This window comes from Flavobacterium cupriresistens (assembly GCF_020911925.1).
Classification (GTDB): Bacteria; Bacteroidota; Bacteroidia; order Flavobacteriales; family Flavobacteriaceae; genus Flavobacterium; species Flavobacterium cupriresistens.
In genome coordinates this window covers 1,227,718-1,243,773 of the sequence record NZ_CP087134.1, presented here as the reverse complement: position 1 = coordinate 1,243,773, position 16,056 = coordinate 1,227,718, and the positions used below count along the sequence as shown (strand labels likewise).

The 16,056-nt window shown below is 34.1% G+C and carries 18 protein-coding genes; 14 read left to right on the top strand and 4 right to left on the bottom strand.

The features are described from left to right. Positions 1 to 18 precede the first annotated feature (18 nt). Positions 19 to 876, bottom strand: coding sequence for an MBL fold metallo-hydrolase (locus tag LNP23_RS05540; RefSeq protein ID WP_230004232.1), 858 nt, complete (start codon positions 874 to 876; stop codon positions 19 to 21). Positions 877 to 1,467: 591 nt separating this feature from the next. On the opposite strand from LNP23_RS05540, the gene LNP23_RS05535 reads away from it, so the two are divergent. The 7 genes from LNP23_RS05535 (at position 1,468) to sufD (ending at position 6,447) form a co-directional block, all read left to right on the top strand. After that, positions 1,468 to 1,797, top strand: a complete 330-nt coding sequence (locus LNP23_RS05535) for a HesB/IscA family protein (RefSeq protein WP_047774868.1) — start codon at positions 1,468 to 1,470, stop codon at positions 1,795 to 1,797. A 78-nt stretch (positions 1,798 to 1,875) separates the two neighbouring features. Further along, complete coding sequence (gene sufB / locus LNP23_RS05530; protein WP_047774867.1) at positions 1,876 to 3,324, top strand: Fe-S cluster assembly protein SufB; 1,449 nt, start codon at positions 1,876 to 1,878, stop codon at positions 3,322 to 3,324. A 15-nt stretch (positions 3,325 to 3,339) separates the two neighbouring features. After that, a complete protein-coding gene (locus tag LNP23_RS05525; RefSeq protein ID WP_230004231.1) occupies positions 3,340 to 3,546 on the top strand; it encodes a DUF2683 family protein in 207 nt (68 codons plus the stop codon). Next, positions 3,537 to 3,809, top strand: coding sequence for a Txe/YoeB family addiction module toxin (locus LNP23_RS05520; protein ID WP_230004230.1), 273 nt, complete (start codon positions 3,537 to 3,539; stop codon positions 3,807 to 3,809). The genes LNP23_RS05525 and LNP23_RS05520 overlap by 10 nt, the downstream gene beginning before the upstream one ends. 6 nt (positions 3,810 to 3,815) lie before the next feature. Then, the gene (locus tag LNP23_RS05515; RefSeq protein ID WP_047774863.1) at positions 3,816 to 4,304 is read left to right on the top strand and encodes a flavodoxin family protein; all 489 of its coding nucleotides are present in this window, start codon (positions 3,816 to 3,818) and stop codon (positions 4,302 to 4,304) included. 14 nt (positions 4,305 to 4,318) lie between these two features. Continuing rightward, positions 4,319 to 5,065: a Fe-S cluster assembly ATPase SufC gene (sufC, locus tag LNP23_RS05510; RefSeq protein WP_083691963.1), complete on the top strand. Its 747-nt coding sequence runs from the start codon at positions 4,319 to 4,321 to the stop codon at positions 5,063 to 5,065. Positions 5,066 to 5,130: 65 nt separating this feature from the next. Beyond that, the gene (gene sufD, locus LNP23_RS05505; protein ID WP_047774858.1) at positions 5,131 to 6,447 is read left to right on the top strand and encodes a Fe-S cluster assembly protein SufD; all 1,317 of its coding nucleotides are present in this window, start codon (positions 5,131 to 5,133) and stop codon (positions 6,445 to 6,447) included. A gap of 320 nt (positions 6,448 to 6,767) precedes the next feature. Here the strand turns inward: sufD and LNP23_RS05500 are convergent, their stop codons facing one another. Continuing rightward, complete coding sequence (locus tag LNP23_RS05500) at positions 6,768 to 8,117, bottom strand: serine hydrolase domain-containing protein (RefSeq protein ID WP_230004229.1); 1,350 nt, start codon at positions 8,115 to 8,117, stop codon at positions 6,768 to 6,770. A 219-nt stretch (positions 8,118 to 8,336) separates the two neighbouring features. Between LNP23_RS05500 and LNP23_RS05495 the strand changes: the two genes are divergently transcribed. The 7 genes from LNP23_RS05495 (at position 8,337) to LNP23_RS05465 (ending at position 13,053) form a co-directional block, all read left to right on the top strand. Then, positions 8,337 to 9,551: an aminotransferase class V-fold PLP-dependent enzyme gene (locus LNP23_RS05495; protein WP_230004228.1), complete on the top strand. Its 1,215-nt coding sequence runs from the start codon at positions 8,337 to 8,339 to the stop codon at positions 9,549 to 9,551. 84 nt (positions 9,552 to 9,635) lie between these two features. Next, complete coding sequence (locus LNP23_RS05490; protein WP_230004227.1) at positions 9,636 to 9,989, top strand: hypothetical protein; 354 nt, start codon at positions 9,636 to 9,638, stop codon at positions 9,987 to 9,989. Between the two features lie 2 nt (positions 9,990 to 9,991). Further along, complete coding sequence (locus tag LNP23_RS05485; protein ID WP_230004226.1) at positions 9,992 to 10,417, top strand: SufE family protein; 426 nt, start codon at positions 9,992 to 9,994, stop codon at positions 10,415 to 10,417. A 138-nt stretch (positions 10,418 to 10,555) separates the two neighbouring features. After that, on the top strand, positions 10,556 to 10,966 hold the full coding sequence (locus LNP23_RS05480; protein ID WP_230004225.1) for a GxxExxY protein: 411 nt from the start codon (positions 10,556 to 10,558) through the stop codon (positions 10,964 to 10,966). A 157-nt stretch (positions 10,967 to 11,123) separates the two neighbouring features. Then, a complete protein-coding gene (locus LNP23_RS05475) occupies positions 11,124 to 11,447 on the top strand; it encodes an SUF system Fe-S cluster assembly protein (RefSeq protein WP_047774847.1) in 324 nt (107 codons plus the stop codon). 69 nt (positions 11,448 to 11,516) lie between these two features. Continuing rightward, positions 11,517 to 12,026, top strand: coding sequence for a DUF2480 family protein (locus LNP23_RS05470; RefSeq protein WP_047774845.1), 510 nt, complete (start codon positions 11,517 to 11,519; stop codon positions 12,024 to 12,026). A gap of 76 nt (positions 12,027 to 12,102) precedes the next feature. After that, positions 12,103 to 13,053, top strand: a complete 951-nt coding sequence (locus LNP23_RS05465; RefSeq protein WP_230004224.1) for a DUF3078 domain-containing protein — start codon at positions 12,103 to 12,105, stop codon at positions 13,051 to 13,053. Positions 13,054 to 13,711: 658 nt separating this feature from the next. Here LNP23_RS05465 and hflX read toward each other — a convergent pair. Both hflX and LNP23_RS05455 read right to left on the bottom strand, forming a co-directional pair. Then, positions 13,712 to 14,941, bottom strand: a complete 1,230-nt coding sequence (gene hflX / locus LNP23_RS05460; RefSeq protein ID WP_047774841.1) for a GTPase HflX — start codon at positions 14,939 to 14,941, stop codon at positions 13,712 to 13,714. Positions 14,942 to 15,106: 165 nt separating this feature from the next. Beyond that, the gene (locus LNP23_RS05455) at positions 15,107 to 15,970 is read right to left on the bottom strand and encodes a hypothetical protein (RefSeq protein ID WP_230004223.1); all 864 of its coding nucleotides are present in this window, start codon (positions 15,968 to 15,970) and stop codon (positions 15,107 to 15,109) included. Between the last annotated feature and the right edge of the window lie 86 nt (positions 15,971 to 16,056).

The window sequence follows — 16,056 nt, the reverse complement described above, 5'->3', positions numbered from 1 at the left end:
TATGCCTTTAGTTTTTCTCTAAAGAATGTCTTCACAAGTAAAAACGTCTTTCAATCGAACTCCTTTTTCGGTGTGTTCTACTGTTATAATCTGATTATGTGCATCATGTTCCAGAAATAAATAATGATTGTGATCTGCAGCTGCATTCAAAAATTTTGATTTCTCAGGCATCGTCAATAAAGGTCTGGTATCGTACCCCATAACATACGGCAATGGAATGTGTCCTGCTGTCGCCAACAAATCGGCACAAAAAACAATCGTTTTATCTTTGTATTGAATATGTGGAATCATCTGTTTTTCGGTATGACCATCAACGTAAAAAATTCCGAAACCTAATTCTTCAGCAACTCCAAAATCACCATTTGGTCTTTGAATAAAATTCAACTGACCACTTTCCTGCATCGGCAAAATATTCTCCGATAAAAAGGAAGCTTTTTCGCGAGCATTAGGCTTTGTTGCCCATTCCCAATGACTTTCGTTTGTCCAATATCTGGCATTTTTAAAAGCGGGTTCGTAGCCCGTTTTACCTGAGTTCCATTGGACACTTCCTCCACAATGATCAAAATGAAGATGCGTCATAAAAACGTCCGTAATCGCATCCCGGTGAAAACCATATTTTGCCAAAGAAGCATCTAAAGAATGTGATCCCCACAGCGAATAGTAACCAAAAAACTTTTCTGATTGTTTGTTTCCCATTCCGGTATCAATCAAAATAAGTCGGTTTCCGTCTTCTATTAGCAGGCAACGTGCCGCAATGTCAATCAGGTTATTGTTGTCGGCAGGATTGGTTTTATTCCAGATTGTTTTAGGCACAACACCAAACATGGCGCCACCATCTAGTTTAAAATTTCCGGATTCTATTGGATATAGTTTCATGAAAGTAAGTTTCTATTAGAAAAACAAAGCTAGGAAATCCAATTTCCATATGCTAAAAAATCTATTTAAAAACATATAATGTCATTAGCAGAAATGGGAAAAAGTGGCCACGAATTACACGAATTGACACTAATTCTTTCATTATTTAGTGAAATTTTTATTTGTTACAGATTTTGAGAAAATGCCTTTAGAACTTTGACAAATAGTTCCCAACCTCGCACATCTATTAGTAAAAAAAGCCACAGATTAAAGGATTAAAATGATTAAATAATCTGTGCAAATCTTTTTAATCTGTGGCAAAAAATAATTCGTGCCAATTCGCGAAATTCGTGGCAAAAAAATCATCCCCTAAATCAAAATAAAAGTCTGGTCTCAAAATCCCAAAGCAAAGGCTTCCTCTATTAAAATAACTTCTGTCTATTTTAACATTTGTTATAATAATGTGAACCATTATGGAAAAAGGTTTTTAAGTCGTATCTTTGCAAATAATTTCATTTTCACATTGAAATACAGTACTTTAAAATATAATGATTTCATTACTATTTCGGAGCTCGTTTAAAATGAAATAAAAAAACAAATACTATAAACACAATGATAAAAGTTTCTGATACAGCCAAAAAGAAAATCATCGATTTGATGAAAGACGATGGTTTTGATGCCGCTCATGACTACGTACGCGTAGGTGTAAAAAGTGGCGGATGCTCCGGTTTGTCCTATGATTTAAAATTCGACAAAACCAAAGGCGACGACGATAAAATATTTGTAGACAACGACATAACAATTGCAGTTGAAAAAAAATCATTTCTATATTTAGCCGGAACCATATTGGAGTTCTCAGGCGGATTAAACGGAAAAGGGTTTGTATTCAACAATCCAAATGCAAGCAGAACTTGTGGTTGTGGAGAATCTTTTTCACTATAAATCAAAAGAATTTATAACAGCAAAAATTTAAACCTTTTGAGAATAAATCATTTTCAAAAAGTTTTAAAAAACTAAAAAATGTCAAAATACACTGAAGACGATTTAAAAATCGAACTCGAAACCAAAGAATACGAATACGGATTTTACACTGATATTGAATCGGAAACGTTTCCTATTGGCCTAAACGAAGACATCGTTCGCGCTATTTCTCTTAAAAAAGAAGAACCGGAATGGATGACCGATTGGCGCATCGAGGCTTTTCGTGCGTGGAAAGAAATGATTGAACCGGAATGGGCAAATGTTCATTATGCAAAACCGGATTTTCAAGCTATTTCTTACTACTCCGCTCCAAAACAAGTAGATCCAAACAAAACATTAGACGACGTAGATCCGGAACTTTTGGAAATGTACAAAAAGTTAGGAATCTCTGTTGACGAACAAAAAATGATGAACAATGTCGCTATGGATATTGTAGTCGATTCTGTTTCTGTTGCTACTACTTTCAAAAAAACATTGGCTGAAAAAGGAATTATTTTCTGTCCAATTTCAGAAGCGATCAAAGAACACCCTGAATTAGTTCGTAAATATTTAGGAACAGTTGTACCTCAAAAAGACAACTTCTATGCGGCATTAAACTCAGCTGTTTTCTCTGACGGAAGTTTCTGTTATATTCCAAAAGGTGTTCGTTGCCCAATGGAACTTTCAACGTATTTCAGAATCAATCAGGCAGGAACAGGACAATTCGAAAGAACTCTTGTAATTGCCGACGCCGGAAGTTATGTTTCTTACCTGGAAGGCTGTACTGCTCCAAGTCGTGATGAAAATCAATTACACGCTGCTGTTGTTGAATTAATCGCCATGGACGATGCAGAAATTAAATACTCTACCGTTCAAAACTGGTTCCCTGGAAACAAAGAAGGAAAAGGTGGTGTTTATAATTTCGTAACCAAAAGAGGTTTATGCGAAACGAATGCTAAAATTTCATGGACACAGGTAGAAACAGGTTCTGCTGTAACCTGGAAATATCCTTCTTGTGTATTAAAAGGAGATAATTCGGTTGGAGAATTTTATTCTATCGCCGTTACCAATAATTACCAGCAAGCCGATACCGGAACTAAAATGATCCATTTAGGTAAAAACACTAAATCGACTATTATTTCTAAAGGTATCTCTGCCGGAAAATCACAAAACAGTTATAGAGGATTAGTGCAAATTAGCCCAAGAGCTGAAAATGCAAGAAACTTTTCGCAATGTGACTCTTTGTTAATGGGTAATAATTGCGGAGCTCATACTTTCCCTTATATCGAAAGTAAAAATCCTTCTGCAAAAATTGAGCACGAAGCAACTACCAGTAAAATTGGAGAAGATCAGGTTTTTTATTGCAACCAAAGAGGTATCCCGACAGAAAAAGCGATTGCCTTAATTGTAAACGGTTTCAGTAAAGATGTCTTGAACAAATTACCAATGGAATTTGCTGTTGAAGCTCAAAAATTATTAGAAATTTCTTTGGAAGGATCTGTAGGATAATCAAAACAAAGCAATATGGATATCATCTTAAAAAATGTAAAGAAAAAAGATTTTCCGGTTTTAAAATCACTGGCAAAATCTCTTGGTTTTGAAATTATTGAAGAAAAAGAAAAGCCATATAATCCAGAATTTGTACAAGAAATTTTGGACGCAAGAGAAGAATTAAGACAAGGCAAAGGCACTAAAATGTCGATCGAAGATATAGACAAGCTATGGAAATAGTTTTCTCCAGCAAAGCAAAAAATGATCTTGCTTTTTGGACTAAATCGGGAAATAAAAAAGTTTTAAAGAAAATTTCTGAATTATTGAGGGCTATTCAAGAAAGCCCTTTTGAAGGAATTGGAAAGCCTGAACCTTTAAAATATAGTTTGTCAGGAGTTTGGTCTAGAAGAATTGATCAAGAACATCGATTAATTTATGAAATTATAGACGAGAATACGATAGAAATATTAAATATAATTTCATTAAAAGGACATTACGAATAAGTATTAATGGAAAATAAAAAAGTCATCATTTTAGGTTCTTCCAGAAAAAACGGAAACACAACAAAAATTGTGGATCAAATTGCTAAAGAGTCCGCGGCAGATATTATTAATCTAAGTGATTATAGTATCTCTTATTATGATTACGAAAGCAAAAACATAGACGATGATTTTCTGCCTTTGATAAGAGAAATAATCGAAAAGTATGATACTTTGATTTTTGCGACTCCTATATATTGGTATAATATGAGTGGAATTATGAAGGTTTTCTTTGATCGCATTTCAGATTTAATTCGAATTGAGAAAGAAACCGGACGAAAACTCAGAGGAAAGAAAATTGGAGTAATATCTAATTCGCACGATAATGAAATTGAAGATAGTTTTTACATCCCATTCAAAAAATCAGCCGATTATTTAGGCATGGAATATTTAGGACACGCGCATTTTAATGCTAACATCCTAAACCAAACAACAAAAATAGAATTGACATTTATATAAAATAAAAAAAAACAATGTTATCAATAAAAAACCTTCACGCCTCAATTGGTGATAAAGAAATCCTTAAGGGAATTAATATAGAAGTTAAAGCTGGTGAAGTACACGCCATCATGGGACCAAACGGTTCTGGAAAAAGTACCCTTTCGGCTGTAATTGCCGGAAATGAAAACTACGAAGTTACTGACGGAGCAGTTTTCCTTGACGGAGAAGATCTTGCTGATCTTGCTCCTGAAGAAAGAGCACACAAAGGAGTTTTCCTTTCGTTTCAATATCCTGTAGAAATTCCGGGAGTAAGTGTCACCAACTTCATGAAAACAGCAATCAACGAAACTCGTAAAGCAAATGGTCAGGAAGAAATGCCGGCTAACGAAATGCTAAAAGTAATTCGTGAGAAATCGGAGTTGTTAGAAATCGATCGTAAATTTTTATCTCGTTCTTTAAACGAAGGTTTTTCAGGTGGAGAGAAAAAAAGAAACGAAATTTTCCAAATGGCAATGTTAGAACCAAAATTAGCCATCCTTGACGAAACCGATTCTGGTCTTGATATTGATGCCCTAAGAATTGTTGCTAACGGTGTGAACAAGTTAAAAAGCGAGAAAAACGCCATTATCGTAATCACACACTACCAACGTTTATTGGATTATATCGTTCCGGATTTCGTTCACGTTTTATACAACGGAAGAATCGTAAAATCAGGTGGAAAAGAATTGGCTTACGAGTTAGAGGAAAAAGGATACGACTGGATTAAAGCGGAAAATTAGTTTACAGTTACAGTTTACAGTTTACAAAACTCATAACTCATAACTCATAACTTACAACTATAGAAATGGATTTAAAAGAAAAATTAGTATCGTCTTTTATGGCTTTTGAAGAGCGTGTTGATGTACATTCAGATTTACATGACATTCGCACGAACGCCTTAAAAAACTTCGAGAATAAAGGTTTCCCAACCAAAAAAGAAGAAGCTTGGAAATACACATCGCTAAACGCCATCTTAAAAAATGACTTTACGGTTTTTCCTAAGCAGGAAAGTGCAATTGAATTTAATCAGGTAAAAAAATACTTTTTACATGAAATCGATACTTATAAATTGGTATTTATCGATGGGGTTTTCAGTTCACACCTGTCTTCTACTACACACGACGGAATTGATGTTTGCCTAATGTCATCGGCATTGACCAAACCAAAATATAAAATGATTATTGATACCTACTTTAATCAAATTGCAAGTAAAGATGATAGTTTGACTTCATTGAATACAGCTTTTGCAATGGAAGGTGCCTTTATTAATATTCCAAAAAAGAAAGTAGCTGACAAGCCTATTGAAATCATGTATTTCTCAACAGGGAACGAAGCTGCACTAATGGTTCAACCTCGAAATTTGATTATTGTTGGAGAAAATTCACATGTTCAAATCATCGAGCGTCACCAAAGTTTGAATGAAAACCCGGTTTTAACGAATTCCGTTACGGAGATTTTCGCTCAAAAACGTGCTATTGTTGATTATTACAAAATTCAAAACGACAACAGCGAAGCCAATTTGGTTGACAACACTTACGTTTCTCAACAACAGGAAAGCCACGCTTACGTACACACTTTTTCGTTTGGAGGAAATCTAACGCGTAACAACTTAAACTTTTATCACTTTGGTGAAAGATTGACAAGTACGTTAAACGGAATTTCAATTCTTAACGACAAACAACACGTAGATCATTATACTTTGGTAAACCACGCAACACCAAATTGCGAGAGTTTCCAGGATTATAAAGGAATATTCTCTGATCGCTCTACAGGAGTTTTCAACGGAAAAGTTTTGGTAGAAAAAGAAGCTCAAAAAACAAATGCTTTCCAAAAAAGTAATAACATTCTATTGAGTGATAAAGCAACTATCAATGCAAAACCGCAATTAGAAATTTTTGCTGATGATGTAAAATGTTCTCATGGATGTACCGTTGGGCAATTAGACGAAACAGCTATGTTCTACATGCAATCACGTGGAATTCCTAAGAAAGAAGCAAAAGCATTGTTGATGTATGCCTTCTCAAATGCTGTTATCGAAAGTATCAAAATACCGGAATTGAAACAACGTATTACTAAAATTATTGCTACGAAATTAGGAGTGAGTTTAGGATTCGATTTATAATAGAGCGTTTAACCGCAAGGGGCGCTAGGATTTACGCAAAGTTCGCAAGGTTTAATTTAAACTTTGCGGACTTTGTGTTTTTTATTTTGCGGTGTCTAACATTACGGACTTGTAATCTAATTCAGCTTGGTATTGATTACAGTAGGCTTTTAACCGCAAGGCACAAAAAGTTTAATTATGGCTCCTTTTTAATTTATAACTAATTTTTTTGCACGCAGATTTAGCAGATTGCACAGATTTTTTTAAGAGGTAAATAAGATCGGCCTAATCTGCAAAATCTGCGTGCTAAAGAAAATCTTTGCGAGCCTTGCGGTTAAACTTTACGATTTCTTCACACTATCAATTATACCTTTCAAAAATCCATTGAAATCAAATGCAGGATCTTCTTTAAGCCCCATTCTTACAATCACCAAATCAAGCGATGGAATAATAGCAACGGTCTGCCCTTGGTACCCATTGCAATAAAACATATCTTTTGGAGCTGCGGGAAATTTACCCCCTGCATTCAACCAGAATTGAGCTCCATATTTTCCGTCTGATGTGTTTGTTGGTGTTACCGTATATTTTACCCAACTTTCATCTAAAACCTGTTCTCCATTCCAGTTTCCTTTATGCAGGTACAACAAACCAAATTTAGACCAGTCGCGCGGTGTTGCCCAACCATAAGATGACCCTACAAATGTTCCCGACATGTCCTGTTCCACTACCATAGAGTTCATTCCTATTTTATCGATTACGGCACTGTACCAAAAATCAAGGTATTCTTGTTGTGACTTGAACTGATGTTTTAATATTCTGGACAATAAATTAGTCGTTCCGGAAGAATAATACCAATGTGTATTGGGCTTGAATTGTGCCGGTTTATCCATTTGTACCTTTCCCATATCTTCTGACTGAAAAAGCATCTTGGTCGCGTCGCAAATCGTACTGTAATTCTCTTCCCATTCTAAACCGGAATTCATGTGCAGTAAATCGTTAACCGTTATGTTTTTACGGTCATCATTTTTCCATTCTGCAATTGGGGCAGGTTTATAAATATCGATTTTTCCTTGTTTTACCAATACGCCAAAAGCAGCGCTTGTAAGGCTTTTGGTCATCGACCAGCCTAATATTCTACTGTCTTTTGTAAAACCTGTATCGTATTTTTCGGCAATTAATTTGTCCTTATATAAAACCACAACCGCTCGGGTTCTTTTTAATTTGCCTCCCGTTTTATCAAAAGCATTGGCTACTGCATTTTTCAATTTCGCATAATCTACATTTGCAAAAACAGTATCTTTTGGTTCGTTATTTCCATAAGGAAAAGACAAATCGTTCACTAGTTTTATTCTTTTTGGTAATAAATAGGGTTTCGAAACATCAAAATCTTCATTAATTAAAGTAGCTCCTAAACCTTCTCTGTAAATTGCTTTTCGTTCTTTTAATCCATAAACCGCCGATGTAGCAAATTTACCAGCTTCATCAATTTTGTTAGTAGCAAGATCAAGCAACGGGATATCATTATCTCCTTTTTCAATCAATTCTAAAGACCTGTTATCCAAAAAATGTCCGGATGCAACACTCTTAGCCGAAAAGCCCGAAATCAGATCCAGCTTCGGATAAGTAGTAAATCCATAATATAAAAGAGCAACAACTAAAACAAGCACAAGCAGTTTGACGATTTTCTTCATGATTTTCTTAATATTTTAATGCAATATAATCAATTTATTTTCACGATTTTACAACACAATTTAGAAATACAATTCGAATAACTCATGAAAATGAAATAAAATTTACAGAATCAACATTTCATTCCACAACCAATAGCACCATAAAAGGAAATTATAGAATAGCCGTATAAAACAATTTAGTTTTAGTACTTTTGTAAATAGACTTTTTCTAAATAAGACATGCTAGATATTCAAAAAATAAGAGCTGATTTCCCGATACTTTCACAAACTGTAAACGGAAAACCTTTAGTATACTTTGACAACGGTGCTACTTCACAAAAACCACAAATTGTGATTGATGCTATCGAAAAATACTATCAGGAAATAAATGCAAACATCCACCGTGGTGTTCATACTTTAAGTCAATTAGCCACTGATGCCTACGAAATTTCTCGTGGTAAAGTGCAACAACATATTAACGCTAAGTTCACTCACGAGGTACTTTTTACTCCGGGAACGACACACGGAATCAACTTGGTTACAAATGGATTTGCGTCTATTTTAAAACCGGGTGACGAGGTTTTGGTTTCTGCTTTAGAGCACCACAGTAACATTGTGCCTTGGCAAATGTTATGCGAGAAAACTGGTGCCGTACTGAAAGTTATTCCGATGAATGAAGATGGCGAACTGATCATGGATGCTTTTGATGCCTTGCTTTCTGAGAAAACAAAAGTCGTGACTGTCAATCATATTTCAAATGCATTAGGAATCATCAATCCGATAAAATACATAATCGAAAAAGCACATGCGGTTGGCGCTGCTGTTTTAATTGATGGTGCACAAGCGGTTCCACATTTAAAACCGGACGTTCAGGATTTAGATTGTGATTTTTATGTTTTTTCGGGACACAAAATGTGCGGTCCGACAGGAACAGGGATTTTATACGGAAAAGAAGCGTGGTTGAATAAACTTCCTCCTTACCAAGGTGGTGGCGAAATGATTAAAGAGGTTACTTTCGAGAAAACAACTTACGCCGATTTACCACATAAATTTGAAGCTGGAACTCCAAATATCGCAGGTGGTATCGTTCTTGGTACTGCTATTGATTATTTGAATAACATTGGTTTTGACAACATACAAGAGCACGAAGAAGAACTATTAGAATATGCTACAAAACGTTTGCTGGAAATTGAAGGTTTACGAATTTACGGAACCGGAAAAAATAAAGCTTCTGTAGTTTCGTTTAATATTGATGGCATTCATCCTTACGACATTGGTTCGATAATTGATAAATTAGGAATTGCCGTTAGAACCGGACATCATTGTGCACAACCTATTATGAATTTCTTTTGTATTCCCGGAACGATCCGTGCTTCGTTTTCTTTTTACAATACCAAAGAAGAAATTGATTTGATGGTTGATGCGGTTAAAAAGGCAAAAACAATGTTAAGCTAAAAAAACAAACCTATGCGTATCGTATCCATATTGCTTTTAACTTTTTTTATTACGTCAAGTTGTTCAAGTCAAAAAAAAACAGACATGAAGTCAACACAAATTGAGTATTCAGCCCTTTCCAGAGGTCTTTATAAAAAAATACTTGTCCAGAATAAATCTGTTTCTGTTACAAACGGTAGAGATACAGAGGCAGTTGAAAGCAAAATAGATGCCGCAAAATGGAATAAGATTGTTACTGAGTTTGAGAAGATTAATTTAGATAATATTCCAAATTTAAAAGCACCAACAGAAAAGCGCTTTTACGATGGTGCAGCCATTGCAAACTTAAAAGTAACAACAAATGGAAAAACCTATGAAACAAAAGGTTTTGACAATGGTTTTCCTCCAAAGGAAATAGAGAAATTAGTAAATTTGCTGGTCGATTTTACGAAAGAATAATTATGACAATAAAAGAAATACAAAACGAAATAGTAGACGAGTTCTCCATGTTTGATGACTGGATGCAACGCTACGAATACATCATCGAATTAGGAAAAACTCTTCCATTAATAAAAGAAGAATATAAAACCGAAGAAAATCTAATCAAAGGATGTCAATCTAAAGTTTGGTTGCAAGGAGAGCAATCCGATGATAAAATTGCTTTCACAGCAGATAGTGATGCCATTTTAACGAAAGGAATTATTGCTATTTTAATTCGTGCTTTTTCGAATCAGAAAGCAAAAGATATTTTAGATGCTGATGTTGATTTTATAGATGAAATCGGATTGAAAGAACATTTATCTGCTACACGTGCAAACGGATTAGTTTCGATGATCAAAAACATCAAAATGTACGCTTTGGCTTTTGATGCTAAGAACAAAAACTAAACTTATTATTTAAACCATATAAGTGATGTAAGTTCATTTTAGCAAGCCTATATTTACGTATATAATTTATTTGGTTTTAGAAATATTTTTAAGTCTGCGCCTCCTCTTTCTTTTTTTACTATTACACTAAAAACAATAATGGTAACTAAGAAATATTTGAGTGATTTAATTTATCAGGTTAATGGAGCAGCAATTGAAGTTCATAAAAATATTGGACCCGGTCTTTTAGAAAGTATATATCATCAATGTATGATTAAAGAACTTTCTTTAAGAGGAATTAATTTTCAATCCGAATTAATAATTCCGATTGAGTATAAAGGCTTAAATCTTGAGTCAGATCTAAGATGTGATTTATTCATTGAAAATTGTTTGGTTTTAGAATTGAAAGCAGTTGACAGAATCATACCTATTCACATTGCAAAATTGATGTCCTACATGAAACTTTTGCAAGTATCTATTGGACTCATGATTAATTTTAATGTAACTAATATTTATCACGAAGGTCAAAAAACATATGTCAACGAATTATATCGCTGGCTTGAAGATTAAAAATAAAAAACAACCCAAGAAATGTAAGCCCAGATTTTAAATGAACTTACATCACTTATATGGTTAAAAAAACAAAAGAACAAACCCAAGAATGTAAGCCCCAATTTTAAATAAACTTACATCACTTATATGGTTTAAAAAAAAATAAAAAAACAAAATGGAACAAGAAATAGACACTAACGACTTAGGAGAATCAATCGTAAAAGTTTTAAAAGGCATTTATGATCCGGAGATTCCTGTAGATATTTATGAATTAGGATTGATTTACGATGTAATGGTGAACACCGATTACGAAGTAAAAATCCTAATGACACTAACCTCTCCAAACTGTCCTGTAGCGGAAAGTTTACCAAGAGAAGTCGAAGAAAAAGTAAAAACAATCGACAACATAAAAGATGTTGAAGTAGAAATTACTTTCGATCCGCCTTGGAGCAAGGATTTAATGAGTGAAGAAGCAAAATTAGAATTAGGAATGCTTTAATATTTGTTTCAAGTTTAAAGTTTCAGGTTGTTCAACTTGAAACTTTAAACCTGAAACTAAACTTTTCGTATGGAAGAAATAATCAATAAAGTTGCCAATAGCGCCTTAGAAGTTTTTGATCTTGAGGATTATTATCCGAAAGGAATGCGAGTGCAGATTGACATTTCACAATGGCTTTTAGAAGGCTTTTTGTTAAAAGAAAAAGATTTCAGAGAGCATTTAAAAAATCATGACTGGGCACAATATCAGGATCAGTATGTTGCAATTAATTGCAGTACAGATGCTATTATTCCGGCTTGGGCTTTAATACTTGTCGCAGTACAATTAGCTCCTTATGCCAAAAAAGTAGTCAACGGAACTATCGAAGATTTAGATGGAAGTCTGTACGAAGAAATTCTAAGCAAGCTAGATTTTTCGGAATATAAAAACAAACCTGTTATCGTTAAAGGCTGCTCCAAAAAGCCCGTTCCAATGCGTGCATATATTTTAGCGACTTCTTATTTACAGCCATTCGCAAGAAGTATAATGTACGGAGAAGCTTGTTCTGCAGTGCCTTTATACAAAGAATCTAAGAAATAACATCCTTTCGCAATGAACTACCTCTAAGTGTTTTAACATTTTTTTAGTATATTTGTTACTACTTAAACTAAATACTATGAGAAAGATATCCTTGTTACTTTTCGTTTTAGTGAACTTCACTTGTGTTCAAGCCCAAAATTCAGAAAAAGAATTAATTCAAAACACCGAAAAAGCCGTAAAAAAAATCAATGACACTATTGAAGATGAAGGCTGGAAAGCAAAGGGAACCGTATCTCTTTTATTAAATCAGTCCAGTTTCAATAACTGGGTTGCGGGAGGAGAAGACAGTTTCTCCGGAACTTTAGGAATCAATTACGATTTCAATTACAAAAAAGACGATATAACCTGGGATAATAAAATCCTTGCTTCCTACGGGCTTTTACAGACTAAAAATGCTGATTTCGAAAAGAAGACTGATGACCGTCTGGAATTCAATTCAATCGTCGGTAAAAAGGCTTTTGGCGACTGGTACTACTCTTTCTTTTTAAATTTCAGAACCCAATTCACGACGGGTTACTTGTATGGCCAGGATGTCAATGGTAAAGAAATCCGAACAGAAAATACCAAATTTATGTCTCCGGGTTACTTAACAACTGGTCCCGGTATTTATTGGTCTAAAGCAGAAGATTTAAAAATAAACTTTGCACCCCTAACCTCAAAATTCACTTTTGTTGACGGTGCTTATACTTCGGGAATTGATCAGGCAACCGGATTACCTTATGTAGATGGGGCTTATTTTGGTGTTGATGCTAATAAAACGATGTTGTATGAACTGGGGTTTTATGCTTCGGTTTACTATAAACTTGCCATCATGACCAACGTAACTGCCGAGAATACGTTGAATTTATATTCTAACTATTTAAGAGATCCACAAAACGTAGATATCAATTACTCGTTGAACATCATCATGAAGGTAAACAAATTTTTATCTGCTAATCTGGCCTTCCAGGCAATTTACGACGACAATGCCTTTAGTGGATTTCAAACCCGAGAAGTTTTCGGTTTAGGAGTTAACTTTGGATTTTAGACCGTATTTTTTATCAGCTGGTTTAGCTGATTTATTTGCTTGCCACAGATTAGAGGATTAAAAAGATTAATTCTTTATGTTAAAAGCGGTCACGAATTTCACTAATTGGCACTAATTAATTCGAATGGATAGTTCTCTTATCTCTAAAATTAAACAAGTTATGCTCATTTTCTGAATTAGAACAATGCCGTTTCTTGCAAAAATTACAAGATTTGTAAACATCTCATTTTGAATAACGTTCTGCTTTAGTTCAATATCATTAAGTCAAGATATTTTTTCACGCAGATTCTGCAGATTCTGCAGATTTTTTTATTTCAATCCGCTAAAATCTGCGTGAGACTTTTTTTGACGATCTTTAACTTAATTACATGGCGCTTTAACTGAAGGAATATAGTTTTAAGATTAAATATTAAATGATTCTTTCGGCTAAAGCCAGTTCTACGCCGATCAATCATTTACCTCCAGCTAAAGCAGGAGGCTATTCAAACAGCAATAAATTTGTGATAACTTGCGAAATCAACACCGAATCTAAATGTCAATTTCATCAAGTCTTTATTTCTCCAACAATAAAAAGAGATCTGAAATAAATCCGCTCAATCTGCGTGAAAAAATTAAGCATAAAAAAAACGGCTTTTGAAAATATTCAAAAGCCGTTTTTTTATTCCTCTTCTTTTTCGATGGCATCCTTGTAATCCGGATACAAAAATTTATTATATGGGAATCTGGTGATATGAATCTGGCGTACAGCTTCGTATACCGTCTCTCTAAATTCCTCAAAATTTTCTTTTTGAGTAGCCGAAATAAACAATGCTTTATTCTCTCCAACATTACTCATCCAGGTTTGTTTCCATTCCTCAAGCGTGTAATGTTTTCTCGTTTTTTCAGTAATCAAATCATCGTGATCAATTGTCAAATGTTTGTAGGCATCAATTTTATTAAAAACCATAATAGTTGGCTTATCATTACTTTTGATTTCTAACAAGGTCTGATTTACAGATTCGATATGATCTTCAAAGTCCGGGTGTGAAATGTCTACTACATGCAGCAACAAATCTGCCTCACGAACCTCATCTAATGTACTTTTAAAAGAGTCTACTAATTGCGTTGGTAACTTTCTAATAAAACCTACGGTGTCTGAAAGTAGAAAAGGTAAGTTTTTAATCACTACTTTACGAACCGTTGTGTCCAGCGTTGCAAATAATTTATTTTCTACAAAAACATCGCTCTTACCAACTGCATTCATCAAAGTTGATTTTCCAACATTGGTGTAACCAACCAGTGCCACGCGTACCATCGCACCACGATTACTGCGCTGAATACCCATTTGTTTATCGATTGTTTTGATTTTATCTTTCAACAACGAAATTCTGTCACGCACAATACGTCTGTCTGTTTCAATCTCCGTTTCACCGGGACCACGCATACCAATACCACCTTTCTGACGCTCAAGGTGCGTCCATAAACCGGAAAGTCTTGGTAATAAATAGATACATTGTGCCAACTCTACCTGTGTTCTTGCATAAGACGTTTCAGCTCTTTGTGCAAAAATATCCAGAATCAAATTGGTTCTGTCCAAGATTTTACAATCAATTATTCTTGAAATATTTTTCTGTTGTGATGGTGATAATTCATCATCAAAAATCAACGTCGATATATTGTTTTCTTTTACAAAAAGATTGATTTCATCTATTTTTCCTGTCCCAACAAAAGTCTTCGGATTTGGGCGTTCCATTTTTTGCGAAAAACGTTTTATCACTTCACCACCTGCGGTAAAAGTCAAAAACTCTAATTCGTCTAAATATTCGTTTAGTTTTTCTTCACTTTGATTTTGAGTTATAATACCTACTACGGCTGTTCTCTCAAAATTTATAACTTCTTTTTCTAACATAGCTTTGAATAAGTTGCAAATTTAATGATTTGTAAGCTACTACACTTATACAATTTTATTTTTAAGTTCTATTTGGCAAATTAACCTCTTTATTTAAAAGAGTAAACCCTTTAGCCATTAAGATTATTAATCGCTAAAGGGTTTAAAAAAGAAACGACAACGTCTTTATTCGTAAATAAAAGTCTTCTCTGTCTTTACAATTCCGTTTTCCTCTATTTGAGAACAGGATATTGGAAAATTCAATTTATTGTATTTATACTTTCGGCTTACTGCGACTAAGGCTGTAGATGAAGGACTAAAATTTACTTCATTATTATATGAAATAGTCTCAAAACTAAATTCGTCTTCATGATACGAAATCATCGGTACAATTATTTTGTAATTATCTCCAAAAAGATTCTGAACGATTAGTAATTCTACCGACTTTTTATCGTCATAAGTATAGGTTTTAGAAATTTTATCTCCAACCAAACCTTTGTGTTTTGCTACATTATCATTTACATAAACATATTCGATTTTACCGATAATCTGTTTATTTCGGTCGCGTGAAGTACGTCTTACAATTATACCGTTCTCTACAATATATTCAATATCATCCAGTATATTCTGGTGATTGGTACTTTTTTTAGTGATCGCTTTTACTCTCGCTCCCTCGTAGGTAAAAGTTACGGTTTTTGTAATGTAATCGTTGCCTTCATGGTATTTGTCAACGAATTTTATAATGTTGTTATCTGCATTATAAGTGTAGTTAACAACTTCTTTCCAGTCGCTGCCGACTTTTTCCTTTACGGTCATGTCCAACAATCCATTCTTATTGTAAAAGAATTTCTGAATAACATCTGAGGTCGTGATCGATTGAATTTTACCTTCATTAAAAACCACTGTTTTATTTACAATTTCACCATCTTTATCATTTTGGTAATTTGTTTTTACAATGTTTATTTGTTTTAATTTGACAGGAGCATCCTGACTGTGCAGCACGGATGGAACAACCATCAGCATGATGGCAATAAAGTAGATTTTTTTCATCGTATTATATAGATTTGGGATGACCAAAATACGAAATCCAATTAAATTTTAACAATTTCCGATTCAAAAATTGCTTATTTTTAAAC